The sequence below is a fragment of the Streptomyces inhibens genome, from assembly GCF_022221585.1.
In the GTDB taxonomy this organism is placed as follows: domain Bacteria; phylum Actinomycetota; class Actinomycetes; order Streptomycetales; family Streptomycetaceae; genus Streptomyces; species Streptomyces inhibens.
The window spans coordinates 4635562-4655254 of sequence record NZ_CP084681.1 but is presented as its reverse complement, the minus strand read 5'-3'; the positions used below and the strand labels follow the sequence as shown (position 1 = coordinate 4655254).

General features: G+C 70.7%; 16 protein-coding genes. 8 read left to right on the top strand and 8 right to left on the bottom strand.

Features of this window, described 5'->3' with window-relative positions; genetic code table 11:
• Positions 1–68 precede the first annotated feature (68 nt).
• From KI385_RS21270 to KI385_RS21255, 4 genes are all read right to left on the bottom strand, one after another.
• On the bottom strand, positions 69–1268 hold the full coding sequence (locus KI385_RS21270; protein WP_238573785.1) for a DUF5667 domain-containing protein: 1200 nt from the start codon (positions 1266–1268) through the stop codon (positions 69–71).
• 281 nt (positions 1269–1549) lie between these two features.
• The gene (locus KI385_RS21265) at positions 1550–2335 is read right to left on the bottom strand and encodes an ECF subfamily RNA polymerase sigma factor, BldN family (RefSeq protein ID WP_238573784.1); all 786 of its coding nucleotides are present in this window, start codon (positions 2333–2335) and stop codon (positions 1550–1552) included.
• A gap of 330 nt (positions 2336–2665) precedes the next feature.
• Complete coding sequence (locus KI385_RS21260; RefSeq protein ID WP_238577778.1) at positions 2666–3592, bottom strand: HAD family hydrolase; 927 nt, start codon at positions 3590–3592, stop codon at positions 2666–2668.
• Positions 3593–3826: 234 nt separating this feature from the next.
• Entirely contained in the window at positions 3827–4105 is a 279-nt protein-coding gene (locus tag KI385_RS21255; RefSeq protein WP_238573783.1) for a glutaredoxin family protein, read from the bottom strand.
• Positions 4106–4437: 332 nt separating this feature from the next.
• Between KI385_RS21255 and KI385_RS21250 the strand changes: the two genes are divergently transcribed.
• From KI385_RS21250 to KI385_RS21225, 6 genes are all read left to right on the top strand, one after another.
• Complete coding sequence (locus tag KI385_RS21250; protein ID WP_238573782.1) at positions 4438–5223, top strand: redox-sensing transcriptional repressor Rex; 786 nt, start codon at positions 4438–4440, stop codon at positions 5221–5223.
• 64 nt (positions 5224–5287) lie between these two features.
• Complete coding sequence (locus tag KI385_RS21245) at positions 5288–6655, top strand: glutamyl-tRNA reductase (RefSeq protein WP_238573781.1); 1368 nt, start codon at positions 5288–5290, stop codon at positions 6653–6655.
• Positions 6652–7680, top strand: a complete 1029-nt coding sequence (gene hemC, locus KI385_RS21240; RefSeq protein WP_238573780.1) for a hydroxymethylbilane synthase — start codon at positions 6652–6654, stop codon at positions 7678–7680. Before KI385_RS21245 ends, hemC begins: the two co-directional genes overlap by 4 nt.
• On the top strand, positions 7677–9335 hold the full coding sequence (locus KI385_RS21235) for a bifunctional uroporphyrinogen-III C-methyltransferase/uroporphyrinogen-III synthase (RefSeq protein ID WP_238573779.1): 1659 nt from the start codon (positions 7677–7679) through the stop codon (positions 9333–9335). Before hemC ends, KI385_RS21235 begins: the two co-directional genes overlap by 4 nt.
• Positions 9332–10327 carry a porphobilinogen synthase gene (gene hemB, locus KI385_RS21230; RefSeq protein ID WP_281066882.1) on the top strand — a complete coding sequence of 332 codons (996 nt, stop codon included), beginning with the start codon at positions 9332–9334 and terminating at the stop codon, positions 10325–10327. The genes KI385_RS21235 and hemB overlap by 4 nt, the downstream gene beginning before the upstream one ends.
• A gap of 230 nt (positions 10328–10557) precedes the next feature.
• Positions 10558–12081: a CocE/NonD family hydrolase gene (locus tag KI385_RS21225; RefSeq protein ID WP_238573778.1), complete on the top strand. Its 1524-nt coding sequence runs from the start codon at positions 10558–10560 to the stop codon at positions 12079–12081.
• A gap of 83 nt (positions 12082–12164) precedes the next feature.
• Here the strand turns inward: KI385_RS21225 and argS are convergent, their stop codons facing one another.
• Positions 12165–13940 (bottom strand): arginine--tRNA ligase, encoded by a 1776-nt coding sequence (gene argS / locus KI385_RS21220; protein ID WP_238573777.1) that lies wholly within the window; start codon positions 13938–13940, stop codon positions 12165–12167.
• 209 nt (positions 13941–14149) lie between these two features.
• Between argS and lysS the strand changes: the two genes are divergently transcribed.
• Positions 14150–15901 carry a lysine--tRNA ligase gene (gene lysS, locus KI385_RS21215; RefSeq protein WP_238573776.1) on the top strand — a complete coding sequence of 584 codons (1752 nt, stop codon included), beginning with the start codon at positions 14150–14152 and terminating at the stop codon, positions 15899–15901.
• Between the two features lie 128 nt (positions 15902–16029).
• Complete coding sequence (locus KI385_RS21210) at positions 16030–16245, top strand: hypothetical protein (RefSeq protein WP_238573775.1); 216 nt, start codon at positions 16030–16032, stop codon at positions 16243–16245.
• Between the two features lie 26 nt (positions 16246–16271).
• On the opposite strand, the gene KI385_RS21205 is transcribed toward KI385_RS21210, so the two are convergent.
• The 3 genes from KI385_RS21205 to KI385_RS21195 form a co-directional block, all read right to left on the bottom strand.
• Positions 16272–17630 carry a DUF2637 domain-containing protein gene (locus KI385_RS21205; protein WP_425357085.1) on the bottom strand — a complete coding sequence of 453 codons (1359 nt, stop codon included), beginning with the start codon at positions 17628–17630 and terminating at the stop codon, positions 16272–16274.
• Positions 17631–17777: 147 nt separating this feature from the next.
• Positions 17778–18488, bottom strand: coding sequence for a DUF3558 family protein (locus tag KI385_RS21200; protein WP_238573773.1), 711 nt, complete (start codon positions 18486–18488; stop codon positions 17778–17780).
• A 210-nt stretch (positions 18489–18698) separates the two neighbouring features.
• Positions 18699–19577 (bottom strand): hypothetical protein, encoded by an 879-nt coding sequence (locus KI385_RS21195; protein WP_238573772.1) that lies wholly within the window; start codon positions 19575–19577, stop codon positions 18699–18701.
• Between the last annotated feature and the right edge of the window lie 116 nt (positions 19578–19693).

Genomic DNA, 19693 nt, shown 5'->3' with positions numbered 1-19693 from the left:
GGAAGAACACCGAGCGCGCCGACCCGGGACTGCTTGGCCACGCCTCCGCCACGGCGGGGACGCCTTCACTACTTCGGCAGATCCTCGCCGTCGATGCCCAGGCCCGGCAGCAGCCCCGGGAGCAGCGGCGGGAGGGTGACGGCAGGCTTGCCGCCGCTCTCCTTGCCGCCGTCGTGCGGGGACGCGGTGCCGCCCTTGGACGGCGGGTCGAGCAGGCCGCCCGTATTGCCGCCGAGCAGGCCGTCCTCCTGGGAGGGCGAGGCCGACGGGTGCGGGGTGTGCGAGCCATGGGAGTGGGTGCCGGAGGTGGACCTGCTGCCGGCCGGCGCCGGGCGGCCGTCGGGGCCGGAGCCGGTGCCCGCGGAGGCCGGCGTGTCGCGGTGGTGGTCCCTGCCGCCCGGGGTGGACGGCAGCAGCGGGCGGAGCGGACCGACCTCTTCGTCTATGGCGTCGAAGACCGAACTGACCTCGTCGCGGACGTCCGTGAGCTGCACCGGGAGCTTGTCGCGCAGCTGGGACCAGGTGCCGCGATGGGACCTGGTGAAGGAGTTCAGCGCCTGGATGGGGCCGAGCGAGCCATCGCGTTCATACGCCTGGTGGAGCAGGCGGTGTCCCTCACCCGCGTCGTGCTTGACGCCGGAGAGCGCCCTGCGGACCTCGGCGAGCGACTCATGGTCGAGGTCGGCGAGCCGGGCGCGCTCCATCAGGCGGCGGGCCTCCAGCATGCGGGTGGAGGCCTGGTCCAGGAGGAGCTGTCCGCGGTCGGAGTCGTCGTCGGCCATGCCGAGCTTGAGGTCCTCCATGCCCCGCTTGAGGCCGTAGAGGGAATCGCCGGGCAGGGCGTCGGAGCTGGCCGCCGCGACACCGCTGAACGCACCGGCGGCGACGCCGACCGTCAGCCCGCCCGCGGCCAGCCCCTTGGAGAGGCGGGAGCGCGGCCGCAGCCTGCCGATCGATTTCGCGGCGCGGTGTGCGCCTCCGGCCCCGCGTTGCCCAGGCACCCAGGCACCCTCGGACGGAGCGCCTTCGGCGAAGGCGGCCTCCATCGCGGCGAGGAGCTGGGCGCGCTGGACAGTCTTGACCTCGGTGGCCATCTCCGGCCTCGGGAGTCTCCCGAGGCCGTCGGCGACCGCCAACAGCCGTGTTTCGCCCGGCGCTTGCGCCGGATTGCCGACCTGGTCCTCGGCCGCCGCGCCCTCGAGGACCTGCTCCTCCAGGGCCTGGGCGAAGGCGTTGGCCCGCCGGTGCACCGAGACATTCGCGATCACGGGCGGCACCTCCTCTCATCATCCCGCTCGACTCCCCGGACTGGCTTTGACTATCCAGACGGGCCGGACGGTTGCACGCCGTTGTCCGCGGCCACTCGATCGAGTGAGAGACAGCGGGCATGGCGTGACCGTATGGAGCCTGCATTCCGCACAACGAGCGGCGCGGCACTCGGGTTACGCACTCACGATGATCTGACCGACCGGACATGGCCGATCACCAAGAGTGAGCAAATGCAGGCGTGAAGCTGGTCGAGGGGGAAGCGTGGGGGTGGGGGGTGGGGTCAGCGGGCGTCTTCGGGGAGGAGCCGCGCCAGGGTGCGGACGGCCCGGTACTGGAGGGTCTTGATCGCGCCCTCGTTCTTGCCCATGACGCGGGCGGTCTCGGCGACCGAGAGACCTTGCAGGAAGCGCAGCGTGACGCACTCCTGCTGTTGGGGGTTGAGCTTGCGTACCGCCTCCAGCAGGGCGGCATTGGAGAGGGATTCGAGGACCGAGTCCTCGGGGCTGCGCTCGACCTCGTTGGCGTCGAGCATCTCTCCGGTGGTGACTTCCAGGCGGAAGCGCGAGGACTTGAAGTGGTCGGCGACGAGGTTACGGGCGATGGTCACCAGCCAGGCGCCGAAGTCACGGCCCTGCCAGGTGAAGGTGCCGATGCGGCGCAGGGCGCGCAGAAAGGTCTCGCTGGTGAGGTCCTCGGCCGTGGCACGGCCGCCCACGCGGTAGTAGATGTAGCGGTAGACCGTGTCGGCGTACTGGTCGTAGAGGCGGCCGAAGGCTTCGGCCTCGCCGGCCTGGGCTCGTTCGACGAGGTCCATCATGCGACGGCTGTCGCTGTCGGCGGGACGACGGGCGGTGGTCGTGCCGGTGCCGGAGCGGCGGGTTCTGCCGGCGGCCTTGCCGACCGCAGCACTCCCGTCGGCCAGGGCGTAGCAGGGTCCGGCGGCGGGGACGGCTGAGGCGAATGCGGGGACGGCGTACGCGGTGGGGACAAAACTGCGCAGGTGGTCGACGAGCGACGTACGCAGCGTAGCCAGGCCCGAGGCGTCAACCCCGACGTGTGGGTACACGGGACTCCCAGAGGCAGAGCTTCCATCACGTGCAGTGCGGGACCGTTCACTCGTCGTAGGGACGTGTGGGTTCCGGATTGCGTCTGAGGAGAATAACGCTTCGTACAGGCAGCGCTACACCCAGTTGCTCAAATCATCGATTACTTACGGTCCGTGCCGGGTTGGTGGCAGATCAAGTATCGAATACTGAGCAACTATTGATCGGAAGGGAACGCAATCTGCCTGGTTGGAGGGCGTGTTGTGGTTAACCGAAAGCAACGTGACTGACGGGGCGGCGGAGGGGGTAGGGAGTGTGGATGGCCCGCCGTCCCGCCCGGCGATCAGGCCTGGTCAGCGGCGGCGGCGCTGGAGCGCGACCGCGGCCGCGGCGCCGCCTGCGAGGGCGCCCACACCGGCCGCTGCCGGGATGCCGATCTTGGCCGCCTTGCGTCCGGTTCGGTAGTCGCGCAGCCGCCACCCCTGCTCCCGGGCGTGCTTGCGCAGCCGGCTGTCGGGGTTGATCGCGTACGGATGTCCGACGAGCGAGAGCATCGGGATGTCGTTGGCGGAGTCGCTGTAGGCGGCGCAGTGCGACAGGTCCAGGCCCTCGGCCGCCGCCAGTGCGCGGACCGCCTCGGCCTTGGCCGGGCCGTGCAGCGGCTCGCCGACCAGTTTGCCCGTATAGACACCGCCCACGGACTCGGCGACGGTGCCCAGCGCGCCGGTCAGGCCGAGCCGGCGGGCGATGATGGTCGCGGTCTCCACGGGGGCCGCGGTCACCAGCCAGACCTTCTGGCCGGCGTCGAGGTGGGCCTGGGCGAGCGCACGGGTACCGGGCCAGACCCGCTCGGCCATGTACTCGTCGTAGATCTCCTCGCCGATGGACATCAGCTCGGCGACCCGATGGCCCTGGACGATGGACAGCGCGCTGTTGCGGACGTCCGCCATGTGCTCGGGGTTCTCCGAGCCGGCCAGCCGGAAGTAGATCTGCTGCCAGGCGAAGCGGGCCAGGTCGCGCTTGTGGAAGAAGTGCCGCTTGTAGAGGCCGCGGCCGAAGTGGAAGAGCGCGGCGCCCTGCATGACGGTGTTGTCGAGGTCGAAGAAGGCGGCGGCCGCGGTGTCCCCGACGACCGGGAACTCGGGCTCCGCCGCGGCCTCCTCGACGGGCGGCGCTTCCTGGGAGGACTTACGGGCGGCCTCGGCCGCGGCCTCGCCGGCCAGCACACTGCGGGCCGTGGCGGGTCGTCTGCGGCGGGTGAACCATCCCGTGGAGAAAATCGCCCCGGAGAAGCTCCTGCCGGGGCGCTGGGCGGGGCGGTCGGGCGACGAGGTGGGGGGCGTCCCGTAGGGACTCCTGCCGGGGTGGCGGTCGGGCGACGGGAGGGCCATGGCGCTAGCGTAGCCAGTTTGTTCGGTGCAACCGGTTACGGGCGCGTGTCAGGAAGGCCTGGAGCGCCGGACGGTTGCGTTACGGCCATCCGTGGCACCGTTCCGCGGGGGCCGGGGACCGGCTCAGGCGCCGAGGGCGGTGCGCAGCCGCTTGGGGTCCACCCGCCAGAAGTCGTGCTGGGCGCCGTCGACGAGGACGACCGGAATCTGCTCCCAGTACTTGCGGTGCAGCTCGGCGTCCTCGGTGATGTCCTTCTTCTCCCACGACGCGCCGGTCTCGGCGCACACCTGCTCGATCACGGCCTGGGCGTCGTCGCAGAGGTGGCAGCCCGGCTTGCCGACGAGGGTGACCATCCGGTCGGCGGGGCTCTTGCGGGGGCTGCGGCTGAACAAGGGGGCCATGGAGCCATTGTGCCGGGTCACGGCGGCGCTTTCGCGGCGCCCGGTCGATTACCATCGGTGGGCGATTTGTAGGTTTCCGGGGGTATAGCGGTGAGGAGTGAGGGCGCGTGCTCCCGTCTGTGCTGCCCTGGTTCGAGGGCGGCGCGAGCGAACGGTGTGACGTGGGAGTTGGTTCCGCGAAGGCCCGTAAAAGCCGCGTGACCCCCATCACTTTGGCCGGACAAACCGGACACCATCTTTGTGCACGCGTTCACAAAGACATAGCCTGCAGAAGACAGGGCGGTCGGGTTCCATACGGTCGCCCGCAGCCCCGCTCTACCCGCAGGAGCACCGTGGCAACTGGCCGAACTCACCGACCGGCGACCCGAAGCCGAGGCATTCCCGAGGCCACCGTCGCCCGGCTTCCGCTGTATCTGCGTGCACTGACCGCGCTCTCCGAGCGCTCGGTACCCACGGTCTCCTCCGAGGAGCTCGCGGCCGCGGCGGGGGTCAACTCCGCCAAGCTGCGGAAGGACTTCTCCTACCTCGGCTCCTACGGGACCCGCGGGGTCGGCTACGACGTGGAGTACCTCGTTTACCAGATCTCGCGGGAGCTGGGGCTGACGCAGGACTGGCCGGTTGTCATCGTCGGTATCGGTAACCTCGGCGCCGCGCTCGCCAACTACGGCGGCTTCGCCTCCAGGGGCTTCCGTGTCGCCGCGCTGATCGACGCGGACCCGGCCATGGCCGGCAAGCCCGTCGCGGGCATCGCGGTCCAGCACACCGACGAGCTGGAGCACATCATCGAGAGCAACGGCGTCTCGATCGGTGTCATCGCCACGCCGGCCGGGGCCGCCCAGCAGGTCTGTGAGCGCCTCGTCGCCGCCGGTGTCACCTCGATCCTCAACTTCGCACCGACCGTACTGACCGTCCCCGACGGGGTGGACGTACGCAAGGTCGACCTGTCGATAGAGCTGCAGATCCTCGCCTTCCACGAGCAGCGCAAGGCCGGCGAGGAGGCGCCCGAGAGCGGCGCCCCGGCCGACCGCGCCGCCGCGCTCGCGGCCGAGGCCGAGGCGGCCGTCACGGGCGACCGCAAGGGACCGGACGGGGATCTGCCCGCCGTGATGCCGGCATGAGCGAGCGAATCGTCGAAAGGTGCGTCACAGGCGCAGGCTGTGCCTCGCGAAGCGAGGTGCAAGCATGAGCCTCCTTGTTGTCGGACTGAGTCATCGCAGCGCGCCGGTGAGCGTGCTGGAGCGGGCCGCGCTCGCCCCGGAGGCGCGCGGCAAGCTGCTGCAGGACGCGGTGTCGGCCGAGCCGGTCACCGAGTCCGCGGTGCTCTCCACCTGCAACCGCATCGAGCTCTACGCCGACGTGGACAAGTTCCACGCCGGTGTCGCCGAGCTGTCCACCCTCCTGGCCCGCCACAGCGGCGCCGGCCTGGAGGAGCTCACCCCTTACCTCTATGTCCACTACGAGGACCGCGCCGTCCACCACCTCTTCTCGGTGGCCTGCGGCCTGGACTCGATGGTCGTCGGCGAGGGCCAGATCCTCGGGCAGATCAAGGACGCGCTGGCCGTCGCCCAGGAGCTGCACACCGCGGGCCGGCTGCTGAACGATCTGTTCCAGCAGGCCCTGCGGGTCGGCAAGCGCGCCCACAGCGAGACCGGGATCGACAAGGCGGGCCAGTCGCTGGTCACCTTCGGCCTCGAACAGCTCGCGGCCGGCCAGGACGTCGAGACCTGGGCGCACGGCAAGCGGGCGCTGGTCATCGGCGCCGGATCGATGTCCTCGCTGGCCGCCACCACCCTCGTACGCAACGGCATCGGTGAGCTGGCGGTCGCCAACCGCACGGTGGCGCGCGCCGAGCGGCTCGTACAGATCCTCACCGAGCCCGGCGGCCCGGGCGCGGCGAACGGGCTGACCGCCCGCGCGGTGGCCATGACCTCGGTCGAGGACGAGCTGGCGCTCGCCGACATCGTGGTCTCCTGTACCGGCGCGACCGGTCTGGTCCTCGCCGGCGAGATGGTCGCGGCCGCCCGCGCCGGGCGCACCGCGCCGCTGGCGCTGCTCGACCTCGCCATGCCCCGCGACATAGACGCCGCGGTCCACCGGATCGAGGGCGCGCACCTCGTCGACATCGAATCGCTGGCCGACGCCTCCGCGGACGCACCCATGGCGGCCGACGTGGACAAGGTGCGCGGCATCGTCTCCGACGAGGTCGCCGCGTTCGGCGCCGCCCAGCGGGCCGCGCACATCACCCCCACCGTGGTCGCCCTGCGCACCATGGCGGCGGACGTCGTCGCCGGCGAGATCGCCCGGCTCGACGGCCGCCTCCCCGACCTGGACGACAAGCAGCGCGCCGAGATCACCCAGACCGTGCGCCGCGTCGTCGACAAACTCCTGCACGCGCCCACCGTGCGGGTCAAGCAGCTCGCCAGCGAGCCCGGCGGCGCCGGGTACGCGGACGCGCTGCGGGAACTCTTCGACCTCGACCCGCAGACGGTGGCCGCCGTCAGCAGGGCCGACACGCGCGCCGACAGGCACGATGCACGGGAGCGGGCATGAACGACAGCACTACAAGAGCACTGAGGCTGGGCACACGGCGCAGCAAGCTCGCCATGGCCCAGTCCGGACAGATCGCCGAGGCGGTCCGCGAGCTCACGGGCCGTCCCGTCGAGCTGGTGGAGATCACCACCTACGGCGACACCTCCCGCGAGCACCTCGCGCAGATCGGCGGCAGCGGCGTCTTCGTCTCCGCGCTGCGTGACGCGCTGCTCGCCGGGGACATCGACTTCGCCGTCCACTCGCTCAAGGATCTGCCCACCACGCAGCCCGAGAGCCTGGCCCTGGCCGCGATCCCCGTACGGGAAGACCCCCGTGACGCGCTGATCGCCAGGGACGGGCTCACCTTCGAGCAGCTGACCGCCGACGAGGACCGGGTGGCCCGCATCGGCACCGGCTCCCCCCGGAGGATGGCGCAGCTCAACGCCTGGGCCAGGTCGCTGGGCCGGCGTGTGGAGACCGTACCGATACGCGGGAACATCGACACCCGTATCGGCTTTGTCGAAAAGGGCGAGCTGGACGCGGTCGTACTGGCCGCCGCCGGGCTCACCCGGATCGGCCGGATCGACGAGGCGACACAGCTGCTGTCGCCCGACGTGGTTTTGCCCGCCCCCGGCCAGGGGGCACTGGCGATCGAGTGCGCCGCGGTCAACGTGGACCTCGTCGCCCAGCTGGCGGAGCTCGACGACCCGGACACCCGGGCCGCCGTGACCGCCGAGCGTTCCCTGCTCGCCGCCCTGGAGGCCGGCTGCTCCGCACCCGTTGGAGCGCTGGCCGACCTTTCCCCAAGCTCTCGACTTCGCTTGAGCAGGGGAGGCCCCAAGGCCGGCGAGCAGGCTGTCACCGAATTGCATCTGCGCGGCGTCGTCGGCACGACCGACGGCGGCACGCTGGTGCACTTGTCCACCACCGGGCACGTACCCGCCTCTCCCGACGATGTGTCGGCCCCGCTGAAGCTGGGCCGGGAACTCGCCGCCGAGATGCTCGCAAAGGGTGCGGCCGGTCTTATGGGGGAGCGAGCACTTTGAACCCCACCGCCCCAAACCACTCCGCCTCCGGTCAGGTCACCTTCCTGGGTGCCGGGCCGGGAGACCCGGGTCTGCTGACGCTGCGTGCCGTGGAGGCGCTGGCCTCCGCGGACGTACTGATCGCCGACCCGCACGTGCTGGACGTCGTGCGTGTGCATGCACGCGCACAGGTGGACACGCCACTGCAGGCGTCAGCTGACGAGGCGTCAATTCCCGTCACTGCCCCTGGCGTTTCGGCCCTTCGGGACACCGCCAATCTTGTCATGGCGGCCGCCCGCGCGGGCAAGCGGGTCGTACGTGCCGTCACCGGTGACCCCGGCCTGGACGGGAACGTCGCCGAGGAGATGCTGGCCTGCGCCACCGAAGGCATCGTCTTCGAGGTCGTGCCCGGCATCGCCGCGGCCGTCGGCGTACCCGCGTACGCCGGTGTGCCGCTGCGCGACGCCCAGGGCACGGACGTGCGCTTCGTCGACGCCCGCAGCGCCAACGACCGCTGCTGGTCCGAGCTGGGTGCCAGCGACGCCACCGCCGTCGTCTCCACCACCCTCGACTCGGTGGCCGCGGCCGCCGGCGAGCTGGTGTCCGCGGGCCGCAAGCCCGACACCCCGATGACCATCACCGTCGCCGGCACCACCACCCGCCAGCGGACCTGGACCGCGACCCTCGGGTCGGTCGCCCAGGTGCTCAAGGCCGCCAAGGTGCTGCCCTCGCCCGATGGCGGCCAGCCGGTCATAGCCGTGGTCGGTGAGCGCAGTGCCGCCGCGCAGCGCGACCGCCTTTCGTGGTTCGAGTCCAAGCCGCTCTTCGGCTGGCGGGTGCTCGTGCCGCGGACGAAGGAGCAGGCCGCGTCGCTCTCCGACCAGCTCGTCTCGTACGGTGCGGTGTCGCACGAGGTCCCGACCATCGCCGTTGAACCGCCACGCACCCCTCAGCAGATGGAGCGCGCGGTCAAGGGCCTGGTCACCGGCCGCTACGAGTGGATCGCCTTCACCTCGGTCAACGCCGTCAAGGCCGTCCGGGAGAAGTTCGAGGAGTACGGCCTGGACGCCCGCGCCTTCGCCGGGATCAAGGTCGCGGCGGTCGGCGAACAGACCGCCAAGGCGCTGGTCGCCTTCGGTGTGAAGCCCGACCTGGTGCCCTCCGGCGAGCAGTCGGCCGCCGGGCTGCTGGAGGACTGGCCGCCCTACGACCCGGTCTTCGACCCGATCGACCGGGTGTTCCTGCCGCGCGCCGACATCGCCACCGAGACCCTGGTGGCCGGGCTGATCGAGCTGGGCTGGGAGGTCGACGACGTCACCGCCTACCGGACCGTGCGCGCCTCGCCGCCGCCGGCCGAGACCCGCGAGGCGATCAAGGGCGGCGGCTTCGACGCGGTCCTGTTCACCTCGTCCTCGACCGTGCGCAACCTCGTCGGCATCGCCGGCAAGCCGCACAACGTGACCGTGATCGCCTGTATCGGCCCGGCCACTGCCAAGACCGCCGAGGAGCACGGGCTGCGCGTGGACGTCATGTCGCCCGAGCCTTCGGTACACAAGCTGGCCGAAGCGCTCGCCGACTTCGGGGCGGCGCGGCGCGATGCCGCGCTGGAGGCCGGTGATCCGGTCACCCGTCCCAGCGAGCGCCGGCCCGGATCGCGTAGGAGGGCTCGCAGTTGAGCAGCAGTACGTACGGAAGCTTTCCGGGGGCGCGGCCGCGACGGCTGCGCACCACCCCCGCCATGCGGCGGATGGTCGCCGAACACCGGCTGCACCCGGCCGACCTGATCCTCCCGGCGTTCGTCCGGGAGGGCATCTCCGAGCCGGTGCCGATCTCCGCGATGCCGGGCGTGGTCCAGCACACCCGCGACACGCTGCGCAAGGCGGCCGTCGAGGCGGTGGCGGCCGGTGTCGCCGGGATCATGCTGTTCGGGGTGCCCGAGGACGAGAAGAAGGACGCCTTGGGGACCGCCGGTACGGACCCTGACGGCATCCTCCAGGTCGCCATCCGGGACGTACGGGCCGAGGTCGGCGACGATCTCGTGATCATGTCCGACCTGTGCCTGGACGAGTACACCGACCACGGCCACTGCGGTGTCCTGGACGACCAGGGCCGGGTCGACAACGACGCGACGCTGGAGCGCTACGCCGAGATGGCGCAGGTCCAGGCCGATGCGGGCGTCCATGTGGTGGGCCCCAGCGGCATGATGGACGGTCAGGTCGGCGTCGTCCGTGACGCGCTGGACCAGACCGGCCACGAGGACGTCTCGATCCTCGCCTACACGGCGAAGTATTCGTCGGCGTTCTACGGTCCGTTCCGTGAGGCCGTCGGCTCGTCGCTGAAAGGCGACCGGAAGACGTACCAGCAGGACCCGGCGAACCTCCGCGAGTCGCTGCGCGAGCTGGCGCTCGACCTGGAGGAGGGCGCCGACATGGTCATGGTCAAGCCGGCGCTGCCGTACCTGGACGTGTTGGCGAAGATCGCCGAGCAGGTGGACGTGCCCGTCGCCGCGTACCAGATCTCCGGTGAGTACGCGATGGTCGAGGCGGCCGCCGAGAAGGGTTGGATCGACCGCGACAAGGCGATCCTGGAGACGCTGACCGGCATCAAGCGGGCCGGGGCGAACATGATCCTCACCTACTGGGCGACGGAGGTCGCGCGGGGGCTGTGACCCATCTGGCTCGATGGTGCCGTTTGGGGGAGTTCAGGGGCGCGCATTCATGATCATGCGCAGCAGATCGGCGCCCCAACTTCCCTGAAGAGAAGAGCATTTCGGACGTGTTACGTTCCCGCATGGCCCGATGCGCGGTGGTTCCGGCCACCGCGCTTGCCTTATCCATAGCCACCTCCGCCGTAGCCGAGGCCCGGCCATCGGCATCGCCGTCGGCCCCGGTATCGGTCGTGGCCCCCTTCCAGCTGGTGAAGATCCCCGGCGTCAACGGCGACAAGCTGGACGGCGCCGCCTGGATCCACCCGGACAGCACGCCCCGCCCCGCGATCATCCTGCCGTCCCCCTGGACGCAGTTCGGCTGGCACACCTACGCGGCCATGGCAACGAAGTACGCGCTGGCCGGCTACAACGTCCTCGCCTACTCCGCGCGCGGCTTCGGCTCCTCGGAGGGCGAGGTCGACGCGGGTGGCCCCCTGGACGTCCAGGACGGCTCGAAGGCGCTGGACTATCTCCTCGCGCACGCGCCGGGCCGCACCACCAAGGTGGGTTTCGCGGGCCTGTCGTACGGCTCGGGCCTGAGCCAGCTGATCGCCGCGCACGACTCTCGGGTGGACGCCGTCGCCGCGCTGAGCACCTGGGGCGACCTGGGCGAGGCGTTCTACGAGAACCACACCCGCCATCTCGCCTCCGTACGGGCCCTGCGGACCGTCGCGGGCAACGCCCGGCTCAGCGCCCGGACCCGCCAGGTCTTCGCCGACATCCTCGCCGACCGCAACATCCCCCAGGCGCTGGCCTGGGCGAAGCAGCGCTCCCCGCAGACCTATGTCAAGCAGCTCAACAAGCGCCGGGTGCCGGTCCTTTACGCCCAGGCGTGGCACGAGACGCTGTTCCCCGCCAACCAGTCGCTGAAGGCGTTCAACAGCCTCACCGGCCCGAAGCGGATCGACATGTCGATCGGGGACCACGCGGGCCCGGAGATGACCGGCCTGGGCGGCCTGCCCAACCACGTCACCAACGACGCCAGGCGCTGGTTCGACCGCTTCCTCAAGGGCGAGCGGAACGGTATCGACACCGAGGGCCAGGTCAACAGCCAGGTGATGTGGAAGTACTGGCCCTGGCTGCGCGAGACCCGGCCCACCTGGGGCGCCTTCACCGAGCGCACCGAGCGCCTCAACCTGACGGCACCGGACCACGGTGGCAGGGACGGCAACGGCACGGACGGCACTCTGAGCGCCGCGCCGTCGACCGGCTGGCGGATGCCCTTCACCTCCGGCACGGACACCACCGCGAGCGCCGCGGGCCACCTCGTCTTCGTCGCGGGCTACGAGGAGATGGCGGGCCTGCCGAAGACGTACCGGACCCGCACCATCTCCCGTCGGCACGCGGCCGTATGGACCGGCGCGCCCGTACAGGCCACCACCCGGCTGCGCGGCGCCCCCAAGCTGCGGCTGACCTATACGCCCGGCACGGCGGGGTCGACCGTCATCGCCCACCTCTTCGACGTCGACGAGAACGACAAGGCGCACATCATCACGCATGCGCCGTTCACCTCGCCGGACGGCCGTGCGGGCCGGCCCGTCACCGCCGACATCACCCTGCAGGCCGCCGCGTACGACATCCCGACGGGCCACCGGCTGATGCTGGTCGTCGACACCAAGGATCCGCTCTACGGCGACGCCAACGGCTCCGGCGGCACCCTCACCGTCAGCTCACCCCGGGCCAGGCCGTCGTATCTGGACGTGCCGACCGGCTGACGGCGAGGTTCTTGTGGAGCGGCCCCGTACAGCAGCTGTGCTGTACGGGGCCGTTGTGGCAGGAGCCTGAGCGGCTCCGGGGCTCAGAGGCGCTCGGGCGTACGGATGCCGAGCAGGGCCATGCCCTGGTGGAGGGTGCGACCGGTGAGGTCGACGAGGAAGAGACGGTTCTCGACGACCTCGACCGGGTTGTCGGCGCTGATCACCTGGCACTGGTCGTAGAACGTGGTCAGGTGCGAGGCCAGCTGGTAGAGGTACGCGGCCAGCTTGTGCGGCTCGTACGACGCGGCGGCCTCGGCCAGCACCTCGGCGAACTGGTCCAGGTGCAGACCGAGCGCGCGCTCGGCCGGGGCGAGCTCCAGCTCGGGGTGGGCGGCCGGCTTCGTGTCGCCCGCCTTGCGCAGGATCGACCGGATACGGGCGTACGCGTACTGGAGATAGACGGACGTGTCGCCGTTGAGCGAGACCATCTGGTCCAGATCGAACTTGTAGTCCCGCGACGCGGACGTCGACAGGTCGGCGTACTTCACCGCGCCGATGCCGACCGACCGGCCGTTCTCGACGATCTCCTGCTCGGTCAGGCCCACCTTCTCGGCCTTCTCCCGCACCACCGCCGTCGCCCGGTCGATCGCCTCGTCCAGCAGATCCACCAGCCGCACCGTCTCGCCCTCACGGGTCTTGAACGGCTTGCCGTCCTTGCCCAGGACCGTGCCGAACGCGAGCTGGACGGCGTGCGTCTTGTCGTTCAGCCAGCCGGCCCGCCGCGCGGTCTCGAAGACCATCTTGAAGTGCAGCGACTGGCGGGCGTCGACGACGTACAGCAGGCTGTCGGCGCCGAGGTTCTGGACCCGGTCGCGGATCGCCGAGAGGTCGGTGGCCGCGTAGCCGTAGCCGCCGTTGGACTTCTTGACGATCAGCGGGACGGGGTTGCCGTCCGGGCCCTTCACATCGTCGAAGAAGACACACAGCGCGCCGTCGGAGCGGACCGCGACACCGGTCTCCTCCAGGATCCGGCAGGTCTCTTCGAGCATGTCGTTGTAGCCGGACTCGCCGACGACGTCCGCGTCGCGGATGTCCATGTCGAGCTTGTTGAAGACCGAGTAGAAGTAGATCTTCGACTCGTCGACGAACCGCCGCCACAGGGCCAGCGTCTCCTCGTCGCCGGCCTGTAGGTCGACGACCCGGAGCCGGGCCCGCTCCTTGAACTCCTCGTCGGCGTCGAAGAGCGCCCGCGAGGCCTTGTAGAGGCGGTTCAGATTGGACATGGCCTCCTCGCCGGAGACCTCACCGCCCTTGTGGTCCAGCTCGTGCGGGTGCTCGATCAGGTACTGGATGAGCATGCCGAACTGGGTGCCCCAGTCGCCGATGTGATGCCGGCGGACCACCTTTTCGCCGGTGAACTCCAGGATCTCGACCATCGCCGCGCCGATCACCGCCGACCGCAGATGCCCCACGTGCATCTCCTTGGCGACATTCGGCTGGGCGTAGTCGATCACCGTGGTGCCGGCCTCGTCGGCGTACGGCACGCCCAGGCGGGCGTCGGCGGCGCGCTCGGCGAGGGTCTTGGTGATCGCCTCGTCGGCAATGGTGATGTTGAGGAAGCCGGGACCGGAGACCTCGATCTCCTTGATCACCGCGCCGCTCTCCCCGGTCGGGATGCCGGCGACGACCTGCGCGGCCAGCTCCCGCGGATTGCCCTTGAGCTTCTTGGCCAGCGCCAGCATCCCGTTGGCCTGGAAGTCGGCCCGGTCGCTTCGTCGCAGCAGCGGGTCGACGGCGCCGGCCTCCGGCAGGGCTGCCGAGAGGGCGTCCGCGACGCGCTGATGGACCGAAGCTGCGAGGGAAGTGACCGAGGCCATGGAGAAGAGCTCTCTTCTAGAGGGAGATGTCGTCGGAGCCGGAGCGGAAAGGGTTTGCCAATGAGTATCCCACGGCGACACCACCGAATTTCTGTCCGGGCGGCGTCTGGGAGAATGGCTCCGTCAGGCTTTTGTGCGGCGTCAGGCTGTTGTGCGTCGCACGGCGCCACAGGCGCAAGAGGAAGCACCAGGAAGAGGAAGGGCCGATCGTGGCTCAGCAGAGCACCGAGACCGACTGGGTCTCCAGGTTCGCGGACGAGGTCATTGCCGAGGCGGAGCGCCGCGCCCCCGGCAAAGTGACGCCAGGTGCTTCTTCCGCACCGGTCATCGTCTGCGCCTCGGGCCTGAGCCCCTCCGGCCCGATCCACCTCGGCAACCTCCGCGAGGTCATGACCCCGCACCTGGTCGCCGACGAGGTCCGCCGCCGCGGATACGAGGTCCGCCACCTGATCTCCTGGGACGACTACGACCGCTACCGCAAGGTCCCGGCCGGCGTCGCGGGCATCGACGAGTCCTGGGCCGAGCACATCGGCAAGCCGCTGACCTCGGTCCCGGCACCGGCCGGCTCGGCGTATCCGAACTGGGCGGAGCACTTCAAGGCCGCCATGATCGAGGCGCTCGCCGAGCTGGGCGTCGAGTACGACGGCATCAGCCAGACCGAGCAGTACACCTCGGGCGTCTACCGCGAGCAGATCCTGCACGCGATGAAGCACCGCGCGAAGATCGACGCGATCCTTGGCCAGTACCGCACCAAGAAGGCCCCGGCGAAGAAGTCGCAGAAGCCCGTCGACGAGGCCGAGCTGGAGGCCGCCGAAGGCTCCGGCGCGGCCGGCGAGGACGACGGCAGCGGCGGCTCGGCCGGCTACTTCCCGTACAAGCCCTACTGCGGGCAGTGCGAGAAGGACCTCACCACCGTCACCTCGTACGACGACGAGAGCACCGAGCTCGTCTACACCTGCACGGCGTGCGGCTTCGGCGAGACGGTCCGGCTGAGCGAGTTCAACCGCGGCAAGCTGGTCTGGAAGGTCGACTGGCCGATGCGCTGGGCGTACGAGGGCGTGATCTTCGAGCCGTCCGGTGTCGACCACTCCTCGCCCGGCTCGTCCTTCGTGGTCGGCGGCCAGATCGTCCGCGAGATTTTCGACGGCGTCCAGCCCATCGGCCCGATGTACGCCTTCGTCGGCATCAGCGGCATGGCCAAGATGTCCTCCTCCAAGGGCGGTGTGCCCACCCCGGGCGATGCGCTGAAGATCATGGAGGCGCCGCTGCTGCGCTGGCTCTACGCCCGCCGCAAGCCCAACCAGTCCTTCAAGATCGCCTTCGACCAGGAGATCCAGCGGCTCTACGACGAGTGGGACAAGCTGGCGTCCAAGGTCGCCGACGGCGCGGCCCAGCCCGCCGACGCCGCCGCCTACACCCGTGCCATCGGCACCGCGGCCGGCCCGCTGCCCACCACCCCGCGCCCGCTGCCGTACCGCACCCTGGCCTCGGTCATGGACATCACCGCGGGACACGACGAGCAGACGCTGCGCATCCTCGGTGAACTCGACCCCGACAACCCGGTCACCTCGCTCGACGAGACCCGGCCGCGGCTCGACAAGGCCGAGTACTGGATCACCACCCAGGTGCCGGCCGACCAGCGCACCATCGTCCGGGACGAGCCCGACGAGGAGCTGCTCGCCACCCTCGACGAGCGGGCCCGCGGCTCGCTGCGGCTGCTGCTCGACGGTCTGGACGAGCACTGGTCGCTGGACGGCCTGACCACCCTGGTCTACGGCGTGCCGAAGATCCAGGCAGGTCTGGAGCCGGACGCCAAGCCGACCCCCGAGCTCAAGGCGGCCCAGCGCGAGTTCTTCGCCCTGCTCTACCACCTGCTGGTCGGCCGGGACACCGGGCCGCGGCTGCCCACTCTGCTGCTGGCCGTCGGCGCCGACCGGGTGCGCAAGCTGCTCGGCGGCTGACGGCCCGCCGGTGAGCCGGCAGTTCGCCACTGAGTCGTAGGCCCCGGCGCGGGCGTGCGACTCAGGGCTGACAAGGGTTCGGCCCCGGGGATGAGGATCCCCGGGGCCGAACCCTTCATTCTGGAGCGATGAGAGGATTCATCGGCTTCATCGTCATGATCCAAGGGGCGATGGGCTTCATCGGCCAGACGTTCTCCGACGGCGCCTGGGGGCTGCTGCCCCACTGGTTCGACCTGCCGTCGGTCGCCTACCTCGGCATGGTTGCGGCCGGCGCGGCGCTGGCCGTGTGGGGCGACATGGACAAGAAGCGGAAGCGGAAGCAGGTCGGTTCGGGCGCGGCTTAGCCGCTGCCGGCCGCCTTCGTCACCCCTTACGGGATGTGCTCGCTCTCCATCTCCATACGGAAGCGGGCCTTGAAGTCCTTGACGAATGAGCGCAGATAGCCCTCGCTCAGCGGGCCGCCGTCCCGTCCCGTGACCCCGTAGTAGTTCAGCAGATAGCGGCCGAACTGATGGGAGTCGGGCATCACGTTCTTCTCGCCCACGTAGGCACGGAAGGCCGTGTAGTACGCCTGCTCGCGCGGGACGTCGTCGGGGAGCGCGGAGACCGGGGGCAACTGCTCGGTCTCCAGGGGGAGTTCGGGCGCGGGCCCGGTTTCGGGGGCGTGCCCGCGCTGCTCGGGGATCGGCAGCGGGTCGCCCGCACTGCCCAGCGGCCGGCTGCGGCCGGGGCCGACCGGGACGGTCAACTGGGGGGCGCCGGAGGCCTGTTCGGCCGCGGGGGCCGGGGCGTACCCGGGGTCGGGGGCGGCCTGGTGCACCGGCTCGGGAGTCAGGTCCTGTAGCGGCGCATCGTCATGTACCGGCACATCGGCGGCGCGTACGGGCTGCTCGTCATGTACGAGCCGCTCGTCCCGTACGGGCGCATCGGCGCTTCCTGGCCGCTCCGCGCCCCTCGGCCCGCCCGCGGGCCCGCTCACCGGCTCGCTCGCCGTGCGCGGCTCCAGGGCCGGCGGCCGGCCGGCCGCGTCCACCCCCGCCGTCGCCGCCACCGGCGCTTCGATGCCCGCCGCGGCGAGCCCGGCCGACGCGGTCTTCGCCAGCGGGACGCCGTACCGCGCCAGCCGCAGCGGCATCATCGCGTCGACGGGGGCCCGGCGGCGCCAGGCACGCCCATAGCGCGCCCGAAGCCGCGCCTGGTAGACGAGACGGTCCTGCTCCAGCTGGATGACCTGGTCGTACGAGCGCAGCTCCCACAGCTTCATCCGGCGCCACAGCCGGAAGGTGGAGGGGAAGGCGAGCAGCCAGCGGGTGAGCCGCACGCCTTCCATGTGCTTGTCGGCCGTGATGTCGGCGATCCGGCCGATCGCGTGCCGGGCGGCCTCCACGGCCACGACGAACAGCAGCGGGATGACCGCATGCATCCCGACGCCCAGCGCGTCGGGCCAGGCCGCCGCGCCGTTGAACGCGATCGTGGCGGCCGTCAGCAGCCATGCCGTCTGGCGCAGCAGCGGGAAGGGGATACGGATCCAGGTGAGCAGCAGATCCAGCGCCAGCAGCACCACGATGCCGGCGTCGATGCCGATCGGGAAGACGGCCGAGAAGCTGCCGAAGCCCTTCTTCTCGGCCAGCTCGCGCACCGCCGTGTAGGAGCCGGTGAACCCGATGGCCGCGATCAATGCCGCCCCGGCGATGACCACACCGATCAGGATGCGGTGGGTACGAGTCAACTGCGCCGTCTGCGTCGCGGACACCCGCGGTCCCTCCCCGGCTCGGCGAAATGGCGGGCCTAGCGTGGCACACCCGCCCCCCGGCGACGCCGGGAGGTACCTCGGCCGTGGCCGGAGAGGGCCCGGGAGTGGTGATCGGTGCTGCGGTCAGCCGTTCGCCTTGGTGGCGGCGGCGACCGCCTCCTTGGCGGCGGCCTGGGCGTCCTTCAGCAGGTCGGCGCCCTTCGGGGTGTCGGCGCCGGCCAGGCCCGCCCCGTTGTAGTTGATCGTGACGACGATGTTGGACGTACGGGCAACGATCGTCGTGTTCTTGAACGTGTTGCCCTCCTTCTTCGCGTCGTACGTGATCGCGGTCGCCTCGTCGCCGGTGCCGGAGGTGTTGACCGTCTTCAGCTTCCTGGCGCCCGAGACGCCCTTCGCGTCGGCGACCTGCTTGGTGTAGAACTCCGTGGCGCGCTTCTCGGCCGAGCCGACGCCGGGGTCCGAGTCGTAGCGCTGGTAGCCGATGTCCAGCCAGCGGAACTGGGTGCCGTCGACACCGTTCTCGTCGGAGCTGTTCCACGAGCAGGTGCCGTGCGCGGAGTTGTCCGTGGACTTGCCCTGCTCGCCGGACGCGTCCTTCACCTTGGGCAGCATCTTCTTGATGGTGCCCTTGGAGAACGCCTCACAGGGGTTCGGCAGCTTCTTGAACTTCGCGGGCGCGACGGTCGGCGACGGCTTGACCGAGCCGCTGGAGCTGGCGGAGGAGGAGGCGTCACCGGAGCTGTCGCTGCTCGAGCCGGAGCAGCCGGCGACGAGCAGCACCGGTACTGCTGCGCAGGTGAGAAGGCTGGCGAGTCGCTTGGCTGAACGGTGCATGGTTCCTTCGCTGTTCGTCGTCGTCGGGTCGGCGTGGCGCGGCCGTGGGGGTGGCCGCGGGCTCGCCGCCCTGCCTCGCGTACGGGGCAGGGCTAGACGGCACGGTACGCGGCGCGGCGGGGTGGGTGGCCGGTTCGTGTCGACAAGAACGACGTGCAAATCGGGCGTTCAGCGCTTTTTTCCGGAGTCGCCCAATCCGCCCTATCGGGACTATTCGCTGAGGCTGTCGACCAGCTCGCCGGCCAGCGAACGGGCCTTGTCCTGCAGTTCCTGGCTGTCCGGCAACATCGACTTGTCCGTGGACCACTGGTCATAAGTGATCGTCACGATGACGTTCGACGTGCGAAAGACCACAGTGACATCACGGTGCACACCGGAGTCCGCAGTGATCAATCTGTCATTGAGGAACGCCGCGTCCCCGAGGCCGTCCAGGACGCGCGGGGCGGTGGAGCCGCTCGGGTCCGCACTCGGGTCGGACGACCCCGACGGGCTCCCGGACGCCGCCGCCCCCTTCTTGCCGGACGTGCCCGACGTGGCCGGGGTGTTCGCCTGGGCGTCCGCGCCGGCTCCCTTGCCCTTTGAGGCGGAGGGCGTCGGCGCGGCGGGCGAAGCGGAGCCGGTGTCGCCGGGCGGGATCTGCGCGGCCAGCTCCTTGCTGTCGTAGATCCCCTGCGCCTTGTCGTCGTCGCTCACGGCGGCGTCGTACGAGACCACGCGCTGGATGTCGAGGCTCAGATGGCGGGTGCCCGCGGTGGTCTCGCGGGTCCAGCGGCAGCCGACCCGGCGATCGGTGTCGTAGGTGATGTCGGCCTGGCCGCCGTAGAGCTTCTCGGCCTCGGTGCGCGACAGGTGCTGGCCGTCGCCGGGCAGCATGCCGCGCACGGTGCCGCGCGCGGGCAGTCCGCAGGCCTCCGGGAGGGTCTGATAGCGGCCCGGTTCGGCGGCCTGGCTCGCGGTGGCGGCGTCACCGCTCTTCGCGTCGGCGTCACCACCGTCGGTGCTGGAGCCGCCGGTGCAGCCGGTGAGGCCGACGGCCAGCGCCGCGGCCGCAACCCATGCGGCACCGGGTACGAACGGCTTACGTGGCATCGTTCGCGGCTCCTTCCCCTACGAAATGTGGTTGCCGCCGAGTGGCGGCCGGTGGACACAATGTCTATCGCACGTCTTGCCGCGCACGCCGGTCCACCGTCCAAGATCGGATATCT

Bases quoted from the DNA above. Each gene is read 5' to 3' on its own strand.
- KI385_RS21210 (WP_238573775.1), top strand. From the start codon at position 16,030: ATGAGAGGATTCATCGGCTTCATCGTCATGATCCAAGGGGCGATGGGC.
- hemC (WP_238573780.1), top strand. From the start codon at position 6,652: ATGAACGACAGCACTACAAGAGCACTGAGGCTGGGCACACGGCGCAGC.
- argS (WP_238573777.1), bottom strand. From the start codon at position 13,940: ATGGCCTCGGTCACTTCCCTCGCAGCTTCGGTCCATCAGCGCGTCGCG.
- KI385_RS21195 (WP_238573772.1), bottom strand. From the start codon at position 19,577: ATGCCACGTAAGCCGTTCGTACCCGGTGCCGCATGGGTTGCGGCCGCG.
- KI385_RS21200 (WP_238573773.1), bottom strand. From the start codon at position 18,488: ATGCACCGTTCAGCCAAGCGACTCGCCAGCCTTCTCACCTGCGCAGCA.
- KI385_RS21255 (WP_238573783.1), bottom strand. From the start codon at position 4,105: ATGGCCCCCTTGTTCAGCCGCAGCCCCCGCAAGAGCCCCGCCGACCGG.
- KI385_RS21245 (WP_238573781.1), top strand. From the start codon at position 5,288: ATGAGCCTCCTTGTTGTCGGACTGAGTCATCGCAGCGCGCCGGTGAGC.